This window comes from Actinospica durhamensis, from assembly GCF_018139695.1.
Classification (GTDB): Bacteria; Actinomycetota; Actinomycetes; order Streptomycetales; family Catenulisporaceae; genus Actinospica; species Actinospica durhamensis.
This window is the reverse complement of the sequence record NZ_JAGSOG010000150.1, coordinates 1-21,555: the sequence shown is the minus strand read 5'-3', so window position 1 is coordinate 21,555 and position 21,555 is coordinate 1. Positions and strand designations below refer to the sequence as shown.

16 protein-coding genes are annotated in these 21,555 nt (G+C 71.2%); 9 read left to right on the top strand and 7 right to left on the bottom strand.

Features of this window, described 5'->3' with window-relative positions:
* The first annotated feature begins 150 nt into the window (after positions 1-150).
* Complete coding sequence (locus KDL01_RS25190; protein ID WP_212531071.1) at positions 151-1,545, top strand: CHAT domain-containing protein; 1,395 nt, start codon at positions 151-153, stop codon at positions 1,543-1,545.
* On the opposite strand, the gene KDL01_RS25185 is transcribed toward KDL01_RS25190, so the two are convergent.
* On the bottom strand, positions 1,542-2,162 hold the full coding sequence (locus KDL01_RS25185; protein ID WP_212531070.1) for a DUF2218 domain-containing protein: 621 nt from the start codon (positions 2,160-2,162) through the stop codon (positions 1,542-1,544). The genes KDL01_RS25190 and KDL01_RS25185 overlap by 4 nt on opposite strands.
* A 119-nt stretch (positions 2,163-2,281) precedes the next feature.
* Here KDL01_RS25185 and KDL01_RS25180 point away from each other — a divergent pair, with 119 nt between their 5' ends.
* Positions 2,282-2,863, top strand: a complete 582-nt coding sequence (locus KDL01_RS25180) for a TetR/AcrR family transcriptional regulator (RefSeq protein ID WP_212531069.1) — start codon at positions 2,282-2,284, stop codon at positions 2,861-2,863.
* Between the two features lie 17 nt (positions 2,864-2,880).
* Here KDL01_RS25180 and KDL01_RS25175 read toward each other — a convergent pair whose 3' ends face one another.
* From KDL01_RS25175 to KDL01_RS25165, 3 genes are all read right to left on the bottom strand, one after another.
* A complete protein-coding gene (locus KDL01_RS25175; RefSeq protein ID WP_212531068.1) occupies positions 2,881-5,157 on the bottom strand; it encodes an ROK family protein in 2,277 nt (758 codons plus the stop codon).
* The gene (locus tag KDL01_RS25170; protein WP_212531067.1) at positions 5,150-8,344 is read right to left on the bottom strand and encodes an alpha-mannosidase; all 3,195 of its coding nucleotides are present in this window, start codon (positions 8,342-8,344) and stop codon (positions 5,150-5,152) included. Before KDL01_RS25170 ends, KDL01_RS25175 begins: the two co-directional genes overlap by 8 nt.
* Before the next feature lie 88 nt (positions 8,345-8,432).
* Positions 8,433-10,709: a beta-galactosidase gene (locus KDL01_RS25165; RefSeq protein WP_212531066.1), complete on the bottom strand. Its 2,277-nt coding sequence runs from the start codon at positions 10,707-10,709 to the stop codon at positions 8,433-8,435.
* 329 nt (positions 10,710-11,038) lie between these two features.
* On the opposite strand from KDL01_RS25165, the gene KDL01_RS25160 reads away from it, so the two are divergent.
* From KDL01_RS25160 to KDL01_RS25140, 5 genes are read left to right on the top strand one after another with little or no spacing between them, the layout of a single operon-like run.
* Positions 11,039-12,400, top strand: coding sequence for an ABC transporter substrate-binding protein (locus KDL01_RS25160; RefSeq protein ID WP_212531065.1), 1,362 nt, complete (start codon positions 11,039-11,041; stop codon positions 12,398-12,400).
* Positions 12,401-12,405: 5 nt separating this feature from the next.
* The gene (locus KDL01_RS25155; protein ID WP_212531064.1) at positions 12,406-13,305 is read left to right on the top strand and encodes a carbohydrate ABC transporter permease; all 900 of its coding nucleotides are present in this window, start codon (positions 12,406-12,408) and stop codon (positions 13,303-13,305) included.
* Complete coding sequence (locus KDL01_RS25150) at positions 13,302-14,246, top strand: carbohydrate ABC transporter permease (RefSeq protein ID WP_307846578.1); 945 nt, start codon at positions 13,302-13,304, stop codon at positions 14,244-14,246. The genes KDL01_RS25155 and KDL01_RS25150 overlap by 4 nt, the downstream gene beginning before the upstream one ends.
* Positions 14,247-14,303: 57 nt before the next feature.
* Entirely contained in the window at positions 14,304-14,981 is a 678-nt protein-coding gene (locus tag KDL01_RS25145; protein ID WP_212531063.1) for a ThuA domain-containing protein, read from the top strand.
* The gene (locus tag KDL01_RS25140) at positions 14,966-16,075 is read left to right on the top strand and encodes a Gfo/Idh/MocA family protein (protein ID WP_212531062.1); all 1,110 of its coding nucleotides are present in this window, start codon (positions 14,966-14,968) and stop codon (positions 16,073-16,075) included. Before KDL01_RS25145 ends, KDL01_RS25140 begins: the two co-directional genes overlap by 16 nt.
* A gap of 4 nt (positions 16,076-16,079) precedes the next feature.
* Here the strand turns inward: KDL01_RS25140 and KDL01_RS25135 are convergent, their stop codons facing one another.
* The 3 genes from KDL01_RS25135 to KDL01_RS25125 are packed head-to-tail and all read right to left on the bottom strand — an operon-like array spanning position 16,080 to position 19,156.
* Entirely contained in the window at positions 16,080-17,087 is a 1,008-nt protein-coding gene (locus tag KDL01_RS25135; protein ID WP_212531061.1) for a sugar phosphate isomerase/epimerase family protein, read from the bottom strand.
* Positions 17,084-18,253, bottom strand: a complete 1,170-nt coding sequence (locus tag KDL01_RS25130; protein WP_212531073.1) for a Gfo/Idh/MocA family protein — start codon at positions 18,251-18,253, stop codon at positions 17,084-17,086. The genes KDL01_RS25135 and KDL01_RS25130 overlap by 4 nt, the downstream gene beginning before the upstream one ends.
* A gap of 57 nt (positions 18,254-18,310) precedes the next feature.
* Positions 18,311-19,156: an NAD-dependent epimerase/dehydratase family protein gene (locus KDL01_RS25125; RefSeq protein ID WP_212531060.1), complete on the bottom strand. Its 846-nt coding sequence runs from the start codon at positions 19,154-19,156 to the stop codon at positions 18,311-18,313.
* A 76-nt stretch (positions 19,157-19,232) separates the two neighbouring features.
* Between KDL01_RS25125 and KDL01_RS25120 the strand changes: the two genes are divergently transcribed.
* Both KDL01_RS25120 and KDL01_RS25115 read left to right on the top strand, forming a co-directional pair.
* A complete protein-coding gene (locus tag KDL01_RS25120) occupies positions 19,233-20,354 on the top strand; it encodes a GntR family transcriptional regulator (RefSeq protein WP_212531059.1) in 1,122 nt (373 codons plus the stop codon).
* Positions 20,355-20,359: 5 nt separating this feature from the next.
* Positions 20,360-21,555: enolase C-terminal domain-like protein (locus KDL01_RS25115; protein ID WP_246576955.1), on the top strand; the 1,196-nt coding region annotated here is incomplete at its 3' end.

Sequence of the window (21,555 nt, the reverse complement as noted above, 5' to 3'; positions counted from 1 at the left end):
ATCAACCTCGGCCTCACCCGCACCAACGGACGCTGGAACCTGCCGACACCAGCATGAACAGGCCAGTGGCGGGCCGGCTACGCCGACCCGCCACATCAGACCACGAAGATCTTCATCGGACTTCTAGGCCTGCTCGAACTCGGGCGGTCCGTGCTGCAGGGACACGCACTCGACCTGCGCACCGACCTCACCCCGCTGTTCATCGCCCATCCCGCTCTCGCCGAACGGTTCGTCAGGCTCCGCGATCGACTCGACACCTCGCACGACGCCGAGGACGCGGCGGCGCTGATGCTCCAGCCGGGGCAGGACACGCCGGCCGTCGCCGCCGACCGAGACGACACGGCCGCGGCGTTCACGGATCTGCTGACCGAGATCAGGGGCAGAGAGGGGTTCGGCTCCTTCCTGCTGCCCGCGCCGCCCGAGGAACTCACCCGAGAGGCCTCCGCCGGGCCGATCGTCGTGTTCAACATCAGCAGGTACCGCAGTGACGCGCTCGTCGTCACCGCCGAGGGGGTCGCCGACGTCGAATTGCAAGACTTGGATATCAAGACACTCGGCGAACGGATCGAGACCTTCGAGGACGCACTCGCCACGGCCAGGCTCAGCCCCGACCGCCGGGAACGCACGCGGGCGGAGGGCGTCTTGTGCGAGGTCCTGGAGTGGCTCTGGGACACCGCCGCGCAGCCGGTACTGCGTCATCTCGGCCACGATCGGGCCCCTCAGGCGGGCGAGAGATGGCCCCGGATCTGGTGGGCACCGGGCGGTCTGCTGGGGATGCTGCCCCTGCACGCCGCCGGATACCACCGGCGGGAAGGCGCCGGGCAGAGCGTGCTTGACCGGGTGGTCTCGTCGTACACGCCGACCGTGCGGGCACTCGGCTACGCGCGCAGCCGTCGAACGCTGCTCCCGCCGGAGCACTCGCTGATCGTCGCGATGCCGGTGACCCCCGGCATCCGCGGATCGCTCGACAATGTGCTGAGGGAGGCCGAACTCCTGGCCCGGCGTCTTCCCGAGCCCGTGGTACTGATCGAGCGGGAAGGCGTCGAGGACGCGGACACACCGACCAGAGACGAGGTCGTCGCACGGTTGGCGACGGCGGAGATCGCGCACTTCTGCTGCCACGGCACCAGCCATCCGAGCGACCCGTCTCGCAGCCAGCTCTTCCTGCACGACCACCGCGAGCGGCCCTTCACCGTCTCGAGCCTCACCACCGCGCGGCTGCACCATGCACAGTTGGCCTACCTCTCGGCCTGCGAGACGATGCGCAACCGGGTCGCCGACCTGGCCGACGAGGGGATCCACCTCGCGTCGGCTTTCCAACTGGCCGGCTACCCGCACGTCATCGCAACACTCTGGCCGATCAACGACGCCATCGCGGTGGACGTCGCCGACGCCTTCTACGCCGGGCTCGAGGGCCGGCGCAAGACCATCGACCTCTCCCGCTCGGCAACGGCTCTGCACGACGCGGTCACCCGGGTCCGAGACGGCTTCCGACGCCGCGCGTCTCCGTCCCTCTGGGCGGCCTACACGCACACCGGGGTCTAGCTGCCGCCCGCGGCGCTGCGGCGGGAACGGACGTGCAGAGCGACCAACACGAGTTTGATGCCGAGAATCGCGAGGATCGCGTCGGCCGCAGCATCCTTCCATCGCCCCGGGCCGAGCAGGGAGCCGATCAGTCCGAGGTGCACCGCGACGGCCAGCGCGACCACGGCGAGCCAGCCGGCCTGTCGCCACCGCCGGCGCCGCGCCGGCTCCGGATCGGCCTCGGCGTTGGCGGTGGCGCCGTGCGATCGGTGCGGGCCGTCGTGGGTGTCCGCGGCAGCGCTCTGGCTCCATGCGACGGTCAGGCCATCGCGCCGCCCGATCTTCGCGATCCGCGCGGCGATCGACGCCTTGAGCCGCTCGAGCGTGGCCGGATCCTCGGCCTCGACGCGCAGGATCAGCGCGTCCGGTGTGGCGTCGAGTACCCAACAGCCCTCGGCGAAGCGGATCACCGCGCCGGTGGCCGACTTCTCGACGTGCTCCACCCGGGCCACCTCGGCCCCGCCGTGGCCGGACGCGGGCACGTGGCGCATGTGCCCCATCGCGCCGAGGTGGCTGCACAACTGCTCCAGATAGCGTTCCGCGCGGTCGGTGGTGATGCGTGCGTCGGCTGTAGGCATCGGGATGACTCCGTTTCAGATTCGGACGGCGGCCGCGCGCGACTGCCGCGGATTTTTCAATACAGAGTGTCCTAGTCGATCCAGAGTGTCATACACGCGGCGCACTGTACACTCAGGGGGTGCCGAAGCTGTGGAACGAGACGATCGCCGGGCACCGCGAGACGGTCCGGGAAACGATCATGGACACCGCGTGGCGGCTGGTGGGCGAACGCGGCCTGAGCGCCGTGACCATGTCGCAGATCGCCGAACAGGCCGGAATCGGCCGCGCCACGCTCTACAAGTACTTTCCCGACGTCGAGGCGATCGTGATCGCCTGGCACGAGCGCCAGATCGGCGCGCATCTGGCGCGGCTGGCCGCGATCCGCGACGAGCACACCGACCCGGGAGCGGCGCTGCGCGCGGTGCTGACCGGCTACGCCCACCTCTCGCGCCACCGCGGCGCCCACCCCGGGGACCTGACCTCGTTCTTACACCGCGGCGCCCACACCGACACCGCCCAACAACACCTGCGCGCCCTCGTCACCCACCTCGTCGCCGACGCCGCGGCCGCGGGCGCGATCCGCACCGACACCGCTCCCGACGAACTCGCGACCTACGCCCTGCACGCACTGGCCGCCGCCGCGGACCTGCCCGACGACGCAGCGGTGAACCGCCTCGTCGGACTCGTCACCGCCGGACTGCTGCCGGACCCGGGCGCGTAACCGGTAAGCACGCGAACCTAACGCGGACGGCGCAGGCGCGGGGTGAAGGCGGCGTGGAAGATCGTGGACGCGGCCCCCACGGCGACGGCCTCGCTACTGTTCACGGACCGCTCCACCCGCACCTGGCGCAGCCGCCGGGCGGTGGGGTAGGCGTTGGTCGCGTGCTCGATCTCGGTCAGGTAGATGTGCGCGACGTCCTCGGTGAAGAACGGTCCGCCGACGACGACGAGGCCGACGTCGAGCAGGTCGATCACGGAGAGCACGCCCTTGCCGATCGCCTTCGCGGCCTGCTGCACCGTCAGGTTCTTCGGGCCGCGCCCGCCCTGGCGCAGGCTGTGATCCACCAGGTGATAGCTCGCCGGGTTGCACTCGGGCAGCAGTTCCGGCCGGCCGGCCGCGTCGATCCGGCCCAGCGTCACCGCGCACAGCTGGCCGAACTCCCCCGCGTTGGCGGTCAGGCCCCGGTACAGGTCGCCGTTGAGGAACAGCCCCGCTCCGACACCGGTGCCCAGATAAAGGTAGACGAAGTCGCAGGCGCGGATGCCGCGGCCGATCCAGCGTTCGCCCACGGCGGCCGCGGAGCAGTCCTTCTCGATCACGATCGGACAGGCGAAACGGCGTTCCAGCAGGGTGCGCAGGGGCACGTCGCGCAGCACCGACATGAGCGGCGCGTCGAGCACCGTGCCGGAGACGGTGTCCACCGGCCCGGGCGTGGCCACGCCGATGCCGAGGAATCCCTGCTCCCACCGGCCGCGCCCGGCTTGTTCGAGCACCCTCTCGCCCATCGCGGCGATCTGCGTCACCACGGCGCCGGGGCGCGGGTCGGCGGTGATCGGCTCGGACCGGCGCGCGACAATGCGGCCGGAGAGGTCGACCAGGACCGCCGTGAGCACGTTGGGATCGATGTGGATGCCGAGCGCGTGCGCGGCGCCGTCGCGCAGCCGCACCGGGCTGCTCGGCTTGCCGACCGCCGAGTGGCGTCGGCGTTCCTCGACCAGGAAGCCGCGCTGGATCAGCGAGCGGGTGATGCGGGAGACGGACTGCTGGGTGAGCCGGGTGAGCTCGGCCAGTTCGCCCCGGGTGATCTGGCCCGCCACCCGCACGGTCTCGATCACCACGCACTCGTTGAAGGAGCCGAGGTCGATCTGGTTGGCACCGCCGCGCACCTCCGTGGAGGAGGTGGGTCCTGCGGTGCGCTGCGCGGCCGGGGACGCCGCGGCCGAGGCGGTGCCCGCCGGCACCACCGGAGCGGGCCGGGGGGCCGGCCCAATCGAGGCTGCCGTGGGCCAGGTGGTCGGGATCGGCAGCGCCGGCAGGGGTTCGCGGATCCAGCGCGCCCGTCTGCGGGCCTGCCCGGCGGCGTAGACGGAGAGCGCGGCGGCGAGGTCGAGCAGGACCCGGGTGGAGGACTCCGGATGCCGGGCCGCGTCCAGGCCGAACACCGCGCACGCGAAGGAGACTTCGCTGATCCGTGGCGGGGGCTGATGGACCGTGATCTCCAGCCGGGCGCAGGACTCGATGATGGAGGGCCGGCGCGGGTCGCCGCCGAAGGGATCCAGGAGCGAGGAGCGGGCCCGCAGGACCACCGCGTGCAGTTCGGACTGCGGGTGCGTGCGGCGCACCGCCTCCAGGAAGTGCACCACTCCGTCCGGGTCCTGCGCCAGCGCGTCGAGCACGGCGGCCGGGGTCTCCACCGCGGTCGCCACCGCGTCGGTCATCGCGGTGCTGACGGCGCAGAGCGCGTAGGCGTCCACGACGCCGCGCGCGGGAGGCACCGGAGAGGCCGGACGGCCGGCGAGGACCAGCACGGTGCACTCGGCGTCGAGGTGCACCCCGACCGGCCACAGGTCACTGGTCTCGATGGCGGGGGTCATCGGTATGCTCGGCACCGCGAGCTGACTGCCGGTCAGGTTCCAGCGCCGGCGGGTCTGCGCGACGACCGTGTGCGAGCAGCCGAGCCTGCGGGCCAACAGCCGCGAGGTACGGTCGTCCGGCGCGCAGGTGAGCACGCCGATGACGATCTCGCCCTCGTCCACCTCCTTCGGCCGGCCGCTGCGGGAACGGTCGAGCAGCCCGTCCGGGCCCTCGGCGGCGTAGCGCTGTCGCCAGGTGGTCACGGTCTGCCTGGACACCCCGAGCCGCCGGGCGATCGCGGCGCTGTTGAGGCCTTCCGCGGCGAGCAGCACGATGCTCGCCCGCAGTGCCTGCGGGCCGTCGCCGGCGGCCCACCGGCGCAGCAGCGGGTGCCCCTCGGCGCCCGCCGCCGCGCCGACGGAGGACGGCATCTCAGCCATCGACGCCCGCGTTCCGGCCCAGCCGCAGCGTGAGGATCTGGAACGGACGCAGGGTCAGTTCCCGTGCGCCGCCGACGGCCTCGAGCCGGCCGGTCGGCCGCTCCAGCAGGTCCGTCACCTGCGTCACGGTCGGCTCGAAGCCGGTGGTCAGGCGCGCGTTCGCCCGACCGCCGCGCGCCTCGTAGAGCCGGACCACGACGTCGCCGGACCGGTCGTCGGCGAGTTTGACGCTCTCCACCACCACGTTCGGGTTGTCCACGCGGACCAGCGGCAGCGGGGCCGCGCCGGCCGGGGCGGGACGCAGCGGCAGGTTCAGCGCGTGCGCTTCGGCCAACGCGTCGCGGGTGTCGGCGCCGGGCACGACGGCGTAGCCGAAGCGGTGCCTGCCGAGGTCGGCCTTGGGATCCGGGGAGTTCGGGGCCCGCAGCAGGGTCAGGCGCACCGTCGTGGTGGTGCCGCCCTCCGGCCGCGTCTGCCGGGTGGCGTCGTACCCGTAGGTCGAGTCGGTGATCAGGGCCGCACCCCACCCGTGCTCGCCGACGTGCACCCAGCGGTGCGCCCAGGCCTCGAACCGGGCCGCGTCCCAGGAGGTGTTCTCGTGGGTGGGCCGGTTCAGGTGGCCGAACTGGATCTCCGCGCTGGTGTGCTCGGCGTGCACGTCGAACTGCCAGGCGGACTTGAGCACGGCGGCTCGCTCACGCCAGTCGATGTCCGTGCCGATCTCCAGCCGGCGCGCGCCGGCCGCCAGCCGCAGGTCCTGGATCAGCTTCGAGGCACCGAAGGAGCGCTCGACCCGGATGACGGCCAGCAGCGGGCCCTGATCGGTCACAGTGACCGTGGCCCGCGCACCGTGATCGGCCGTCAGGTCCCGGACGGTGTTGCGATAGTGGCGCTCCAGATTCCAGGCGGGCCACAGGTTCGGCTCGTCGGGGTGCAGCTGCAGCAGGTTCCCGGTGCCGCCGGGAGCGATCGCGTCCCGGCCGGATGCCAGGTCCCTGACCGAGCGGAGCACTCCGTCTTCGTCGAGCCGCGCCTCGAGCACGCCGTTGGCCAGCAGGTATCCGCCCTGCGCGAGCGCGGTCACGGTGACCGGCGCGAGGTCGGCGGACACCTGTACCAGTGCGCCACCACCGAGCGCGGGGGCTTCGGCCAAGGCCGCGAACCGGCCGTCGGACAGCCCCTGGGCGGTGGGCGCGGCACCGACGGAATCGGCGGGCGCAGGCGCCTCGGCGAGCACGACGACCTCACGGCGGTCGTGGGCGGCGGCGTTGAGCAGGGCCGGGCCCGACGCGTCCGCGTCCGCATCGGCGGAGGTGGGCGCGAGCGCCGCCGCGGCGTCCGCGATCAGTGCCTCGAGCCGTCCGTGGATCTCGCCGTAGACCTGCTCGGCCTCGCGGTGCACCCAGGCGATCGAGGTGCCCGGCAGGATGTCATGGAACTGATGCAACAGGACCTGCTGCCACAGCTCGTCGAGTTCCTCGTGCGGGTAGGGCGCCCCGGCGCGCACGGCCGCGGTCGCCGCCCACAGCTCGGCCTCGCGCAGCAGCGACTCGGCCCGCCGGTTGCCCCGCTTGGTCCTGGCCTGGCTGGTGTAGACGCCGCGGTGGTATTCGAGGTAGAGCTCGCCTCGCCAGACCGGAGCCTTGGGCAGCGCGGCCATCTCCGCCGCGGCCTGGCGGAAGAACGCGGACGGGTTCTCGACGTCCACCCGAGGCGAGCCCTCGAGGTCGCGCAGCCGGCGGGCCCGCTCGAGCATCTCGCGGGTGGGGCCGCCGCCGCCGTCGCCGTGTCCGAAGGGGGCGAGCGAGGCACCGGCCACACCCTTGTCCCGGAAGTTGTGCTCGGCGTGGGCGAGCTGGGAGCCGGTCAGTTCCGCGTTGTAGCTGTCGATCGGCGGGAAGTGGGTCAGGATCCGGGTACCGTCGATGCCCTCCCACTGGAAGGTGTGGTGCGGCATCGCGTTGGTCTCGCTCCAGTGCAGCTTCTGGCTCAGGAACCACTCGGCCCCGGCCAGCCGGGCCAGCTGCGGATACGCGGCGGTGTAGCCGAAGGAGTCGGGCAGCCAGACCCCGTCTTGTTCGATGCCGAATTCGCGGGCGAAGAAGCGGCGGCCGTAGACCAGTTGACGGGCCAGTGCCTCGCCGCCCGGCAGGTTGCCGTCGGCCTCCACCCACATGCCGCCGACCGGGACGAAGGAGCCCTCGCCGACCGCCTTGCGCATGCGCTCGAACAGTTCCGGCCGCTGCTGCTTGACCCACGCGTACTGCTGCGCGGAGGAGCAGGCGAAGACCAGCTCCGGGTACTCCTCGGTGAGCGAGAGCACGTTCGAGAACGTACGTACGCACTTGCGCATCGTCTCGCGCTGCGGCCAGAGCCAGGCCGAGTCGATGTGGGCGTGTCCGACCGCGCTGACCCGGTGCGCCGAGGCGTACGCGGGGCGGCTGAGCATGCCGGCCAGCTCTACCCGCGCGCCCGCGGCCGTGCCGGGGATGTCCTTCAGATCGGTGGCGTCGGCGGCGCGCTCGAGCGCGCGCATGATCTCGTGCCGGCGCGAGCTGCCCTGGTCGAGTGCGCGCATGAGCTGGTCGAGGACTTCGACGTCGTGGATCAGCTGCCAGATCTCCTCGTCGCGCACCGCGAGCTCGGCGGCCACCAGGCGGTAGAGCGGCTCCTCGCCGGCCGTCTCCCGGTCGCCGAAGTGCATGTCGCGGGCGTGCGCGCTCTCGATCGCCGGGTTCGCGGCCGCCTCGAGCAGGAAGTCGACGGTGCCGTCCACGGCCCGCAGTTCCGGGGTGATCAGCACGGCCCGGTTCATCGGGTGCAGGCCGTGCACGGCCCAGCCCTCGAGGCTGTGCACCAGGCCCTCGGCCTGGCCGCCCGGCCCGCGGGTCGGGTCGAATCCGAGGTCGAAGACGGCCTCGATCCGCTCCCCCGCCCACTCGGCCGGGATCGGCCCGGTGACCCGGAACCAGGTGGTGGACCAGGGGCCGCCCCAGGTCTGGCCGAGCGTGAAGGGCAGGTACTCGGCCTCCGGCGCCCGCAGCGCCTCGGCCACGGGCACGGGCTCGCCCGGCACGTGCCGGGCCTTGAGGCTCAGCGCGGCGTGCGCGGTGTAGAGGGCGGGACGGAGGTGGCGGTCGAGATACCGCGAGATGCGGTCCTCGACCAGCTTGCGATCGTCGTGCACGGTGCGGTGGTCCCTTCGAAACGGATCGAGCTGTGCGGAGCTGTCGGTGCTGCGCGGGTCGGCCGGCGGGCGCCCGCCGGACGACCTGTCAACTGCCTGCCACGGACATCGTCACGCTGCTGACGTAGAGCGGCTGGGAGGGGTCGGCCACGGCCAGACGAAGGTCCGCGCCGAGGTTCTGCGCCTCGCCGAACTGCGGGTCCGTCAGCGTGACGGTCGCGCTCTGCCAGCTGCCGGTGCCGCTTCCCGTGACGCTGGGCCCGTTCAGGTAGGCGTCGCCGGGGGCGTCGTACTGCACCGTGAAGCCCTGGCCGGCCACCGACCAGTAGGTGACGGCGACGGCCACCGTCGAGGCGGTGTACACCTGGCTGGACGGGTCGATCTGCAGGTAGACATTGGCCGGGCTGACGCCGGTCTGCGTGTTCGGCCAGGTCTCGTACGCGGCCTGCCCGCCCTGGGTGACGGAGTAGAGGTTGCCGTCGCCGCCCAGGCCGGTGGCACCGACGTCGAGGAACTCGATGCCGCCGCCGCTCACGCCCGCGGTGCCGGTCACGGTGGCCGGGCCGCCGCCGGTATCGGGGCAGGCGGCCGGGACCGGGGTACCGGCCGGCGCGGGGCCGGGCACGACGTTCCACTGGTCGAGCGCGGCCGAGGCCAGGTGGACCGGCGCGCAGATGCCGCCGTCGGAGAGCGTGGTCTGCGACGGCACGGCGCCGGTGACCGCGTCGACGATGTGGTACGTGCCGGGGACGAGGTCGAGCCCGGCCGGGTTCAGCGTGACCGAACCGTCGTAGGGGAAGGCCGCGTTGACCTCGGCGAGGGTCACCGTCGAGCTCTTGCGGTCGGCCGCGGTGACCGGGGTGGTCTGCAGCGCATAGGCGCTGGAGAGCACGGCGTACGCGGGGGCGCTCTGGCTCAGCTGCGCGGCGCTGGCCAGCACGGTGCCGCCGTCCTGCTGATACGCCGTCACGTTCGCGTCCGTGCCGTTGAGCGGGAGCACCGCGCGGTAGCGGTCGAGCCGCGCGGCCTGGTCGGCGACCTCGCTGCTGGTGACCACCGCGAAGCCGGCTTGATAGCCGTTCCAGATGGAGGTGATCTCGTTCTCGATCGCGGACAGGTCCCCGCCGTCGGCGTTGCCCTCGGCCTGCGAGTCGTCGTAGTACACGGCGACCGGCTGCGTCGGGTAGGACCCGGCCTGGGAGATGGCCTTGAGCTGCGGAAGCCAGCCGGTGTAGAGCGGCCAGCCGACGACGTCCTTGTCGGTGCCGTCGTGGATGAAGAAGTCCTCACCGCCGCCGTAGGGCGCGGTCATGCCGTAGTTCGCCATCCACTGCGCCGCCTCGGCGGGGTAGAGGTCTTCGGTGGTCGGCGTCCACTCCTGGGCGACGGGCACGTGGTAGGCGCGGGCCAGACTGCCGAACAGCAGGCTCAGACCCGGCGAGGCGGCGGCGTCCTCGATGATCGAGACGTCGTATCGACGGGCCAGCTGGAAGAAGACCTCCGGCAGGTTGCCGTACTGCGGTGCGTTGGAGATGTGCCCACCGAAGTAGTAGTAGAGCGGCCCGCCGGTGATCCGCCGGACCGCGGCGGTCAGCCGGCCGTAGGTGTCCTGCACGCTCCAGAGGCGGAAGGCCTGGTAGACGCTCGCCAGTGGGCCGGAGGCGGCCGCGGGGACCTGCGAGAAGTCCGTGTACGTGGTGCCGTTCGCGGTGTCGAAGCGCGCGATCGTGCCGTAGGTCCGCGGCAGCCAGGTGTGCTGGAAGAACGCGATGTCCGCGGGTGCCCAGCCGCCGAACCCGTTGCCCGGCATGTCCCACTGGGCGTCGAGCCGTCCGTAGTTCAGGATCGCGCCGCCGAAGCCGGGATCGTGGGCGATGTGCGCGACGGTGGCGGTGACGTACTGGAAGTAAGCGTCCTGCTCGCCCGCATCCCACCAGGCCGGCGCGTCGCCCTGAGCGCCGCTGGAGTCGCGCTCGAAGTCGGTGATCCAGCTCGCGGGACTGCCGCCCCAGCCGGACTGCCAGAAGATCGGCACGATCTTCACCCCCGCGGCGGCCGCGTTGGCGAGCTCCTGGTCGAGCTCGCCGAAGTCGAACATGCCTTCGGCCGGCTCGATCGTGGACCAGGGCATGTTGAACTCGGCCTCGTCCACGCCCTCGGCCTTGATGGACCGGAACATCGCGACGGACCAGGGCGTGCCGTTGTCGTCGAACTGGAACTGGGTGGCCCACAGCTGCCGGGAGGACCCGGAACCGTCGTGCGCCGCGGCGGTGGCCGCGTCGGCGGATGGGGAGGGAACGGTGAGCAGGCTCGTCGCCAGGCAACACAGCAGCGGCACTGCCCCGCGTTTGACCGTGCGCAGCATCGGCTCCCCTTTCGAGGGATGTCGGTGACGGGTGGGTGGTGCGGCCTCCAGGACGCCGTCGGCGACGTGAGGGGTATGCAATACCAAGAGAGTTAGTGGTAACAACCCCCGGCCGCCGGTTTTCTCCGCGTATCGCAGTGGCCTGTGAGGATGACAGCTGAAGAGCCCTGATTAGGAAGCCTCGGCTGTCAGAGAAGTACTTGGACGTCAACGGGTCTTGACGCGGTCGCAATCGTGATCGGATACTGACAAAGCCTCCAGGGCGGGTGCTCCCACCGCACCGCCCGTCGGCCGTGACCCCTGCCTACACAACGTTGTGAGGAACCGTCATGGCCAGATCCGTCCATCGCCGCCGCGTGCTCGCGGCGGCCACCGCCTGTGCCGCGATCGCCGCGAGCCTGACCGCCTGTACCACCGGCGGCGGCAGCGGTGGCAGCAGCTCGTCGCAGACACTGACCATCGCCGAGTGGACCAACCCCACCGCCATCACCTTCACCCAGCAGGTGGACGCCGCCTTCGAGAAGGCGCATCCCGGCGTCACCATCAAGCTCGAGCAGGCGCCCACGGCCAACAACGCGTGGCCCACGCTGCAGAACAGCCTGCTGGCCGCCAAGAGCGTGGACCTGCTGGCCCAGTTCCCGCCGAACCCCGAGGCCTACCCGCCGGCGAACACCGGCCTCAAGCCCTCGGGCACCGCGGCGCTGATCGCCAACGGCCAGTTCGTGAACCTCGCGAACCAGCCCTTCATGTCCCGCTTCGACCCGACCTCGCAGCAGTTCGCGATGGGCTACAACGGCGGCGTCTACGGCGTCATGGTCGCCGAGTACGTCAACACCACCGGCATGTACTACAAGAAGGACATCCTGGCGAAGTACGGCCTGTCCGTGCCGAAGACGCTGACCGAGTTCGTCGAGGACATGGCGACGCTCAAGTCGCACGGGGTCACGCCGATCTTCGTCGCGGGCAAGGACGGCTACCAGAACATCGCCTGGGCCGGCATCATCAACCAGCTGATGATGCAGGACAAGCCGGCCGCCGCGGTGGACGAGGTCTACAAGGCGCGGGCCGAGGCGTTCTGGAGCGGCACGCAGAACTGGAACAGCCCGCTCTACCAGCAGGCGGCGCAGAACTACGCGAAGATCATGAACTACATCGAGCCGAGCGCGAGCGGCGTGCCCGCCGCGACGGCCGCGACCCAGTGGGCGGTGCAGAGCGAGAACTACCCGTTCCTGATCGACGGCTCCTGGGACGGCAACACCATCGCCCAGACCGCCCCGAGCCTGAACTTCGGCTTCATGGCGATCCCGGGCACCGACGACGCCTCCTGGAACCGGGCCGCGCTCGCCCCCGACCTGTCCTGGGCGATTCCCACCTTCTCCAAGCACCAGTCGCTCGCCGAGGAGTACCTCGACTTCTTCACCTCGCCGGCCGAGTACGCGCAGTGGGTGGCGGCGACCGGTTCGCTCTCGACCGAGCCGGCCGTGCCGACGGCCAAGGCCGGCTGGACCGACTGGCTCACGGCGAACGCCGCACAGGGCTACATGAACCAGACCCAGCCCTGGACCCCGACCGGCGCGCCGACCGCGGCGGGCGGACCCACGCTCACGGCCGTCCAGCCCTTCGGCTCGCAGTCGATGACCGACGCGCTCGACCAGTCCGCGACGGCCTACTCGAAGGCTCTGGGGCACTGACTTTCATGAACCAGTGTCCCTTCGGAACCGGGCGGACCCGTCGCTGGATCCCCTGGGCCTCCATCGCGGTCCCGACGATCGGCTGGCTGGTCTTCGGGCTCTACCCGTCGCTGGCCACGATCTACTACTCGTTCACGCAGTACTCGGGACTACCGGGGACACCGCTGGATTTCTGCGGCCTGTGCAACTACCGCAACGCCTTCCAGGGTTCGTACTCCGACTTCTCGGCCGCGATCGAGACGACCGTGAAGTACGCCGGAGGCGTCGCGGTACTGCAGATCGGGCTCGGCCTCGGACTCGCGCTGCTGCTGAAGAACAGGCGCCGCGGGTTCGGGCTCTACCGCGCCCTGATCTTCATGCCGCAGATCTTCTCGGTGACCGTCGTCGGCATCCTGTTCTCGATGATCCTCGACCCGCAGGCCGGCCCGGCCGAGAAGGGCTGGACCGCGGTCCTCGGCAGCGCCAACTCCTTCCTCGGCTCCTCCACCTGGGCGCTCCCGCTCTGCATTCTCATCAACGTCTGGATGTTCACTGGCTATACGATGCTGGTCTACATCGCCGGCCTGCGCCGGATCCCGCAGGACGTCTACGAGGCCGCCTCGCTCGACGGCGCGGGACGGTGGCGCACGTTCCGCAGCATCACCTGGCCGCTGCTCGCCCCGGCGACGACGGTCAACGTGTTCCTGACCGTCGTGGGCTGCCTCGGCGAATACGCCCTCATCCTGGTGCTGACGGACGGCCAGTTCGGGACCCAGACCATCGGCTTCTACATGTTCAACGCCGCGTTCGGCCAGAACCCCTCGCTGGGCTACGGCTCCATGCTCGCGATGGCCCAGTTCGCCCTCACGCTCATGCTCGGCGGCGGGCTGCTGTGGGGCCTGCGGCGTAGGGAGGTCGCGCTGTGACCGCACAGACCCAGAACCTCGTCGGCGCCCTGCGCACGGGCGGCCTCAGGGGAGCCAGGAGCTCGGGCGCCCTCGGCAGGGCGCTGCGTACCGGCGGCGTGCAGCTGTTGTGCATCGCCGTCTCGGCCGGCTTCTTCGCCCTGCCGATCGTCTATCTCACCGTCCAGGCGTTCAAGCCGTACATCGGATTCCTCCAGGATCCGACCGGGCTGCCGCACCCGTGGACCTTCGCCAACTTCACGAGTGCGTGGACGCAGGGCGACTTCGCCCGCGAGATGATCAACTCACTCGTTTACGCGGTGATCCCGGACGTGATCACGCTGATCCTGGGCGTGTTCCTGGCGTTCCCCATCGCACGCGGGTACTTCAAACACTCGAACGCGCTGTACGCCTTCTTCGTCTTCTCCGGCTTCCTGCCGGGCAGCTTGATCCCGCTGTTCATCGAGGCCCAGCGGCTCGGGCTGTACAACAGCCGTCTCGGCTTCCTGGTCATCACCTCGCTGGCCGGTGCGGGATTCTTCTTCTTCGTCGGGTACATCAAAACCATCCCGAGGGAGCTCGACGAGGCGGCGGCGCTCGACGGCTGCGGGTACTTCCGCTTCATCTTCACGATGATCATCCCGCAGATGAAGCCGGCCCTGGCGACCTTCGGCATCTTCGGCTTCGTGGCCAGCTGGAACAGCCTGATCCTGCCGCTGGTCATGCTCAGCGATCCCTCGCTGTGGCCGGTCACCCGGGGGCTGTTCTCCTTCTTCGGGCAGTTCCAGTCGCAGTGGCCGTTGGTCGCGGCGGGCACGGTGATCGTCGCGGTCCCCATCATCGTCGTGTTCGTCCTCCTGCAGCGCTACCTCATCGAGGGCGTCGCGGGCGGCGCGACGGCGGGCACCCAGGGCGTCGGCCAGGGCCGGGGCGCCGTGGCGGAGGCCGCCGAGGGCGAGTGATCAAGCACACGTGCACCCGGCGGACGGATGCCGCCGGGTGCCGGGCAGAAGGGTTTCATGAGCGATCAACGACAGACTCACACGAAGCGGGCGCTCGTCGTACGCGGCGGCTGGGACGGGCACGTCCCGGTCGAGGCCGGCGACCGGTACGCGGCCGCGCTCAAGGACGCGGACTATCAGGTCTCGGTCTCCGACAGCCTGGACAGCTACCTCGACGAAGACCTGCTGGCGGCCACCGACCTGGTGGTGCAGTGCTGGACGATGGGCCAGATCACCGGGGACCAGGCCAAGGGCCTGATCGGCGCGGTACGCGCGGGGACCGGGTTCGCGGGCTGGCACGGCGGTGTCGTCGACGCCTTCCGGGGCGAGACCCGGTACCAGCTGATGACGGGCGGTCAGTTCGTACACCACCCGAGCGGCTTCGTCACCTACGCAGTGCGCCCGCTGCCCGAGCACGCGCGGCACCCGATCATGGCCGGGGTGAACACCTTCACGGTCACCACGGAGCAGTACTTCATGCACGTGGACCCCGGCGTCGAGGTGCTGGCCGTCACGGACTTCGTGACCGACCCGGAGTATCCGGAGCTGGCCGGCACGGTCGTACCCGTCACCTGGACCCGGACCTGGGGCGCGGGCCGGATATTCGTGACCACGATCGGACACAACCTGGCCGACCTCGAAGTGCCGGAGGTCGACTCGATGATCAGGAAGGGCATGGCATGGGCGACGAGGTGAACGCACTGCGGGTCGGCGTGGTGGGCGCGGGCCAGATCAGCGGCCAGTACCTGACCTACCTGCCGAAGCTGGGCAACGTCTCGGTGACCGCGATCGCCGACCTGGACGCCGACCGCGCGGCCGCGGCCGCGGCGGGCGTCCCGGGCGCGCGGGCCACCGACCCGGCCGGGCTGTACGCGGCCGATGACGTCGACCTCGTACTCAACCTGACCATCCCCGCCGCGCACGCCGAGGTCGCGCGGGCCGCGATCGCCGCGGGCAAGCACGTCTACGGCGAGAAGCCGCTGGCGAACGGCACCGCCGAGGCCCGCGCGCTGCTGGACGCGGCGGACGAGGCGGGCGTGCTGGTCGGGTGCGCGCCGGACACCGTGCTCGGCACCGGGGTGCAGACCGCACGCGCGGTGCTCGACGCCGGGGAGATCGGCACGCCGGTGGGCGCGAGCGCGTTCATGGTCACGCCCGGGCACGAGCGCTGGCATCCGGCGCCGGAGTTCTACTACCGCCCGGGCGGCGGGCCACTGTTCGACATGGGCCCGTACTACCTCACGGCGCTGGTCACGCTGCTCGGCCCGGTCAGGCGGGTCGTGGGCATGAGCTCCACCCCGCGCGCGAGCCGCGTGATCGGCAGCGGGCCGCGGGCCGGCACCGAGTTCGCGGTGGAGGTCGCCACGCACGTCACCGGCATCCTCGAACACGAGGACGGCGCACTGTCCACGCTGATCATGAGCTTCGACGTGTGGCAGGGCGCGCTGCCGCGCATCGAGGTGTACGGCATGGAAGGCTCGCTGTCCGTGCCGGACCCCAACGGCTTCGCGGGCGAGGTGCGGATCTTCCGGGCCGAGGCGAAGGAGTGGGATCCGGTGCCGGAGCGCGGCGGCTACCGCGACGCGGCACGCGGCTGTGGCGTGGGCGATCTGGCCCGCGCGTTCGGGCAGGGCACGGCGCACCGGGCGAACGGCCGGCTCGCCTACCACGTGCTCGACGTCATGGAATCGCTGCTCACCGCGGCGAGCTCGGGCAGGTCGGTGGAGGTCGCAAGTACCTGCGATCGGCCCGCCGCCGTACCCGCGGGCGCTCGGGTCGAAGAACGCTGAGGGGTCAGCTGGAGCTGGAGAACGCGGCGTCGAAGGACGCGGCCGGCGGCTCGATCCGGGTCAGCCGGCGGACGAACTCCAGCGCGTCGGGGGCGCCGACAGTACGGTCCATGCCGGCGTCCTCCCACTCCACCGAGATCGGGCCCTGATAGCCGATCGAGTTGAGCATGCGGAAGCACTCCTCCCAGGGCACGTCGCCGTGTCCGGTGGAGACGAAGTCCCAGCCGCGGCGCGGGTCGCCCCAGGGCAGGTGGGAGCCGAGCCGGCCGTTGCGCCCGTTGAGCCGGCGCACCGACTCCTTGCAGTCGACGTGGTAGATCCGGTCGCGGAAGTCGTAGAGGAAGCCGACCGGATCGAGGTCCTGCCAGATGAAGTGGCTCGGGTCGAAGTTGAGCCCGAACGCCGGGCGGTGACCGATCGCCTCGAGCGCGCGCTGCGCGGTCCAGTAGTCGTAGGCAATCTCGCTCGGATGCACCTCGAGGGCGTAGCGCACGCCCACCTCGTCGCAGACGTCGAGGATCGGGTTCCAGCGCTCGGCGAAGTCGGCGTAGCCGCGCTCGATCATCTCCGGCGGCACCGGCGGGAACATCGCCACGGTGTGCCAGATCGAGGAGCCGGTGAAGCCGACCACCGTGTCCACGCCGAACGTGGCGGCCGCCCGCACCGTCGCCTCGATCTCCCGCGCGGCGCGGCGGCGCACCCCCTCCGGCTCGCCGTCGCCCCAGATCCGCGCGGGCAGGATGGCGCGATGCCGTTCGTCGATCGGGTGGTCGCACACGGCCTGGCCGGTCAGGTGGCACGAGACGGTCCACACCCGCAGGCCGTGCTTGTCCAGCAGGTCGCGCAGCCGCGGCAGGTAGGCGTCGTCCTCGGTCGCCTTGTCGACCTCGAAGTGCTCGCCCCAGCAGGCGAGTTCGAGTCCGTCGTAGCCCCAGTCGGCGGCCAGCCGGCACACCTCGGCCAGCGGCAGGTCGGCGAACTGGCCGGTGAAGAGGGTCACGGGACGGGTCATGCGCGGGCCTGCCTTTCGGACGGTACCGGGGTGAAGACGCTGTTCGCGGCGGCGCTTTCGGCCACGGCGGCGAGCACGAGCTGGGTGCGCAGGCCGTCCGCGAACGAGGGCTCGGGCGCACTGCCCTCGGCCAGCGCCTCGACGAGGTCCTTGATCTGGTGGGTGAAGGTGTGCTCGTAGCCGATCAGGTGCCCGGGCGGCCACCAGGCGGCCAGGTACGGATGTGTCGGCTCGGTGACCAGGATGCGGCGGAAGCCGGCCGTGCCCGCGTCCTGCGACGCGTCGTAGTAGGACAGCTCATTGAGGCTCTCGCAGTCGAAGGCCACGCTGCCGAGCGAGCCGTTGACCTCGATCCGCATCGCGTTCTTGTGTCCGGTGGCGAACCTGGTCGCCTCGAACACCCCGATCGCGCCACCGTCGAAGCGGGCGGTGAACAGGGCCGCGTCGTCCACGGTGACCTTGCCCCGCGCCGCCTGTGCGTCGGCCGTGGCGGAAAGGCCGGAGTAGGCGCCCGGCAGCGGCCGCTCCGGCACCAGCGTCTCGAGCAGGGCGCTGACACCGGTGATGCGCTGGCCGGTGAGGTGCTGGGCCAGGTCGATGCTGTGCGCGCCCAGGTCGCCGAGCGCGCCGGAGCCTGCCTTGTCCGCCTGCAGCCGCCACACCAGCGGGAACTGCGGGTCGACGATCCAGTCCTGCAGATACTGGGCGCGCACGTGCCGGATCGTGCCGAGCCGCCCGTCCGCGATCAGCTGCCGGGCCAGCGCGAGCGCGGGCACTCGGCGGTAGTTGAAGCCGACCATCGCGCGGGCACCCCGCGCGGCGGCACGCTCGGCCGCGGCCGTCATCTCCTCGGCCTGCGCGACCGTGTTGGCCAGCGGCTTCTCGCAGAGCACGTGTTTGCCCGCGGCCAGCGCCGCGATCGCGATCTGCGCGTGCGTGTCGCCCGGCGTGCAGATGTCCACGAGGTCGATGTCCGCGCGCGCGATCAGGCGGCGCCAGTCGGTCTCGCACGCGGCGAAGCCGTAGGTCCGGGCCGCGTCGGCGACCGCCTGATCCGACCTGCCGCACAACGCGGTCAGTTCCGGCCGCAGCGGTAGCTCGTAGAAGCGCTCTGCGTTGCGCCAGGCCTGGGAGTGCGCCTTGCCCATGAATCCGTAGCCGACCATGCCGACCCGCAGCACCGGGCGTTTCCCGTCGTCCACCGTGCATTCCTTTCTCAGCGCTCAGACGGCTTGTTCGCGCCAGCCGTGTACCGGGGTGAAGCCGAGCAGCTCGCGACTGCGCGCGGTGGAGAAGGTGGTGCCGAATCCCTCGATCGGCTCAGTCAGCACGCTGCCGGGGTGATATCGCGCCATCAGCTGCGCCGTCGGCACCGGCGAGCTCGTGTCCGGCGCCACGACGTTGATCAGGTGATGGCCGGTCAGCGGCCGGGTGAGCGCGGCCTCGACGGCCCGTGCCGCGTCCCGGGTGTCCAGCCACGCCCACAGGCCCTTGCGGTCGTTGCCGGGATCCGCGTGCACGGAGGCCAGATGCCGGCGCAGCCGCTCACCGGCACCGAGGAAGGGGAACCGGAGGCTGACCACCGTGGCATCCCAGCGCAACGCCACGGTGCGCGCGATCCGTTCGCCGAGATGCTTGGAGAGTCCGTAGACGTCTTCGGCCAAGAACGCGTGCTCCTCGGTGACCGGCGCCTGGAGGGGCGAGGTGCCGTGCGCGGAATAAGCGAATCCGAGTGCTGAGGTACTGGAGACATAGACGATCCGCTTCACACCCGCGCGCCCCGCGGCGTCGAGCACCTGGTAGGTGGAGAGCACGTTGTTGGTGAAGATCTCCCGCTCCGGGGCCAGCATCGGCGCCGGGATGGCCGCGACGTGCACGACGGCAGAGACGCCGGCGACCAGGTCGCCCACGTGCCCGGGATCGCACAGATCCCCGCTGGTGACCTCGTCGGCCAGGCCGGGATCGACCGGCACGCGGTCGTCCGCCCGCACCGTCCAACCCTGCGATCGCAATCGGGCGAGCACCTCACGCCCCAGTGTTCCGGCTGCGCCGGTGACCAGAACTTTCACAGGGTCGGATGTTAGTCCGCTCATTTAACATGTCAATACTGTTCTAGGCACGGTTTACCCTGTTAAACTCAGGCCCATGCCAGACGCAGCGGACGCGCCGCGGATCCCGCGCTACCAACAGGTCAAGCGCGAACTGATCGCCGCCATCGAGGCCGGGCGCTTCTCCCCCGACGTGCCGTTCGTGACCCAGCGCAGCATCTGCGAGGACTTCGGGGTCAGCCACGCCACCGCGGTGCGTGCGCTGAGCGATCTCGTCGCCGAGGGCCACGTGGTGCGCCGGCGCGGCCAGGGCACTTTCGTCGCCCCGCGTGCCTCGGATCGGCCCGCGGCCGGCGACGGCTCGATCGCCTGCATCGTGCAGCATCACGGACCGCACGTGGGGAATCTGCTCGCAGGGGTCGAATCCGCCTGCGCGGAGCTTGGATACCGGCTCTACCTCAGCCACTGCGAGAACGATCCGGATCGGGAGGAGCAGGCACTGCGCGCCGCGCTCGACCACGGAGCGAGCGGCATCGTCGCCTACCCGGGTCACTCGGCTTCGCTCGCGAGCGTCTACCTCGAGGCGGGGCGCCGTGGGATCCCGCTCGTCCTCGTCGACCGGTACCTGCCCGAGATCGAGGCCGACGCCGTGGTCGCGGACAACTACGGCGCGGGTCTCACCTTGACCGAGGAACTCATCGCCGGCGGCCACCGCGTGATCGCGACGCTGTGGGACGAGATCGACGCGACCAGCGTCCGCGACCGGCTGGCCGGCCACCTCGAAGCGCTGCGCAGACACGACATCCCCGCACGCGCCGACCTGACCGTCCTGACCTCCTACCACGAGCTGACGCCGGAGCAGCGCCGAACCCGGCTGCTCGACCTGCTGCGCGCACCGCAGCCGCCGAGCGTTCTGTTGTGCGCCAACGGCTACGTGCTCGCCGGCGCGGCGCAGGACCTGGTCGATCTGGGCTTCGACATCCCCGGCGACGTGGACCTGGCCGGCATGGACGACGCAGGGCCCTTCGACGTACTCCCGCTCACCGTCGCCGCGGTCTCGTTGCCGTCCCGGGAGATGGGCGAGCAGGCGATGCGCCTGCTGCACAGGCGGATCCGCGCCGGCCGCCCGAGCGCGCCGGAGCGGATCGTGCTGCCGGTGACCGTCAACGCCCGCCGATTCTCCCGCGCCCATCTCCGCGTCGTCGCCACGAAAGAGTGAGGACATTGTCCGTCATAGAGCGGGCCGAGGACGGCCCGAACCGACTGCTCGGCCCGGACGGCGCCCTGCCCCAGGCCCAGCCGCCGTGGCCCGCGCGCGACGCGTTGCGGGTGACCGGGGTGCGGGCCGTGGTCACCGCGCCGGAGGGGGCACCGCTGGTGGTGGTCCGGGTGGACACCTCGGAGCCGGGACTCTACGGCCTGGGCTGCGCCACCTTCACCCAGCGCTACGCGGCGGTCGCCGCGGCCGTCGACGAGCACGTGGGCCCGCTGGTGGTGGGCCGGCACCCGGCCGACATCGAGGACATCACGAGGCTGATCCACTACTCGTCGTACTGGCGCAACGGGCCGGTGCTGAACAACGCCCTGTCCGGGGTCGACCAGGCGCTGTGGGACATCGCGGGCAAGCGCGCCGCAATGCCCGTCTACGAGTTGCTCGGCGGGCGCAGCCGCGCCGCGGTCGAGGTGTACTCGCACGCACACGGCGCCACGGTGCAGGAGACCCTCGACGCGGCCGAGGCACTGCTCGTGGACGGATACCGGCACATCAGGCTGCAGCTCGGCGGCCCGGGCCTGGGCACCTACGGCGCCAAGGGCACCCTCAACGGCTACCCGCGTTCCCCGCACCCGGACGGCTGGAGCGTACACCGCTACCTGGCCGACACGCCGGAACTGTTCGCCGAGGCGAGGCTGCGCTTCGGCGCGGAGGTCAGCCTGATGCACGACGTGCACAGCCGGCTCACGCCCAAACAGGCCATCGTGCTGGCGCGCGCGCTCGAACCACACCGGCTCTCGTTCCTCGAGGACGTGATCGCGCCGGAGCACTACCACCGCCTGCCGGAGGTGCGCGCGGCCTCCCCGGTCCCGATCGCGGTCGGCGAGCAGATCGGATCGGTGACCGAGGCGGCCCGGCTGGTGCACGAGGGCGGCATCGACCTGCTGCGCCTGCACACCTCCGCGATCGGCGGACTCACCCCCACCCGCAAGCTGGTCGCACTCGCGGAGCTCTTCGGCGTCCAGACGGCATTCCACTCCCCCGGCGACATCTCCCCGGTGGGCGTGGCCGCGAACCTCGCGATCGACGTGTCCACCCCCGCGTTCGGATATCAGGAGTCACACACCTACAACGAGGCGACCCACGAGGTCTTCCCCGGCACCCCCGTCGTCCGCGACGGCTACCTGACCCCTGTCTCTTATACACA

What these genes read in the sequence shown, in the direction of transcription:
- KDL01_RS25185 (WP_212531070.1), bottom strand. Translation starts at nt 2,162, where the DNA reads ATGCCTACAGCCGACGCACGCATCACCACCGACCGCGCGGAACGCTAT.
- KDL01_RS25175 (WP_212531068.1), bottom strand. Translation starts at nt 5,157, where the DNA reads ATGGCTGAGATGCCGTCCTCCGTCGGCGCGGCGGCGGGCGCCGAGGGG.
- KDL01_RS25165 (WP_212531066.1), bottom strand. Translation starts at nt 10,709, where the DNA reads ATGCTGCGCACGGTCAAACGCGGGGCAGTGCCGCTGCTGTGTTGCCTG.
- KDL01_RS25160 (WP_212531065.1), top strand. Translation starts at nt 11,039, where the DNA reads ATGGCCAGATCCGTCCATCGCCGCCGCGTGCTCGCGGCGGCCACCGCC.
- KDL01_RS25155 (WP_212531064.1), top strand. Translation starts at nt 12,406, where the DNA reads ATGAACCAGTGTCCCTTCGGAACCGGGCGGACCCGTCGCTGGATCCCC.
- KDL01_RS25145 (WP_212531063.1), top strand. Translation starts at nt 14,304, where the DNA reads ATGAGCGATCAACGACAGACTCACACGAAGCGGGCGCTCGTCGTACGC.
- KDL01_RS25140 (WP_212531062.1), top strand. Translation starts at nt 14,966, where the DNA reads ATGGGCGACGAGGTGAACGCACTGCGGGTCGGCGTGGTGGGCGCGGGC.
- KDL01_RS25135 (WP_212531061.1), bottom strand. Translation starts at nt 17,087, where the DNA reads ATGACCCGTCCCGTGACCCTCTTCACCGGCCAGTTCGCCGACCTGCCG.
- KDL01_RS25130 (WP_212531073.1), bottom strand. Translation starts at nt 18,253, where the DNA reads ATGGTCGGCTACGGATTCATGGGCAAGGCGCACTCCCAGGCCTGGCGC.
- KDL01_RS25120 (WP_212531059.1), top strand. Translation starts at nt 19,233, where the DNA reads ATGCCAGACGCAGCGGACGCGCCGCGGATCCCGCGCTACCAACAGGTC.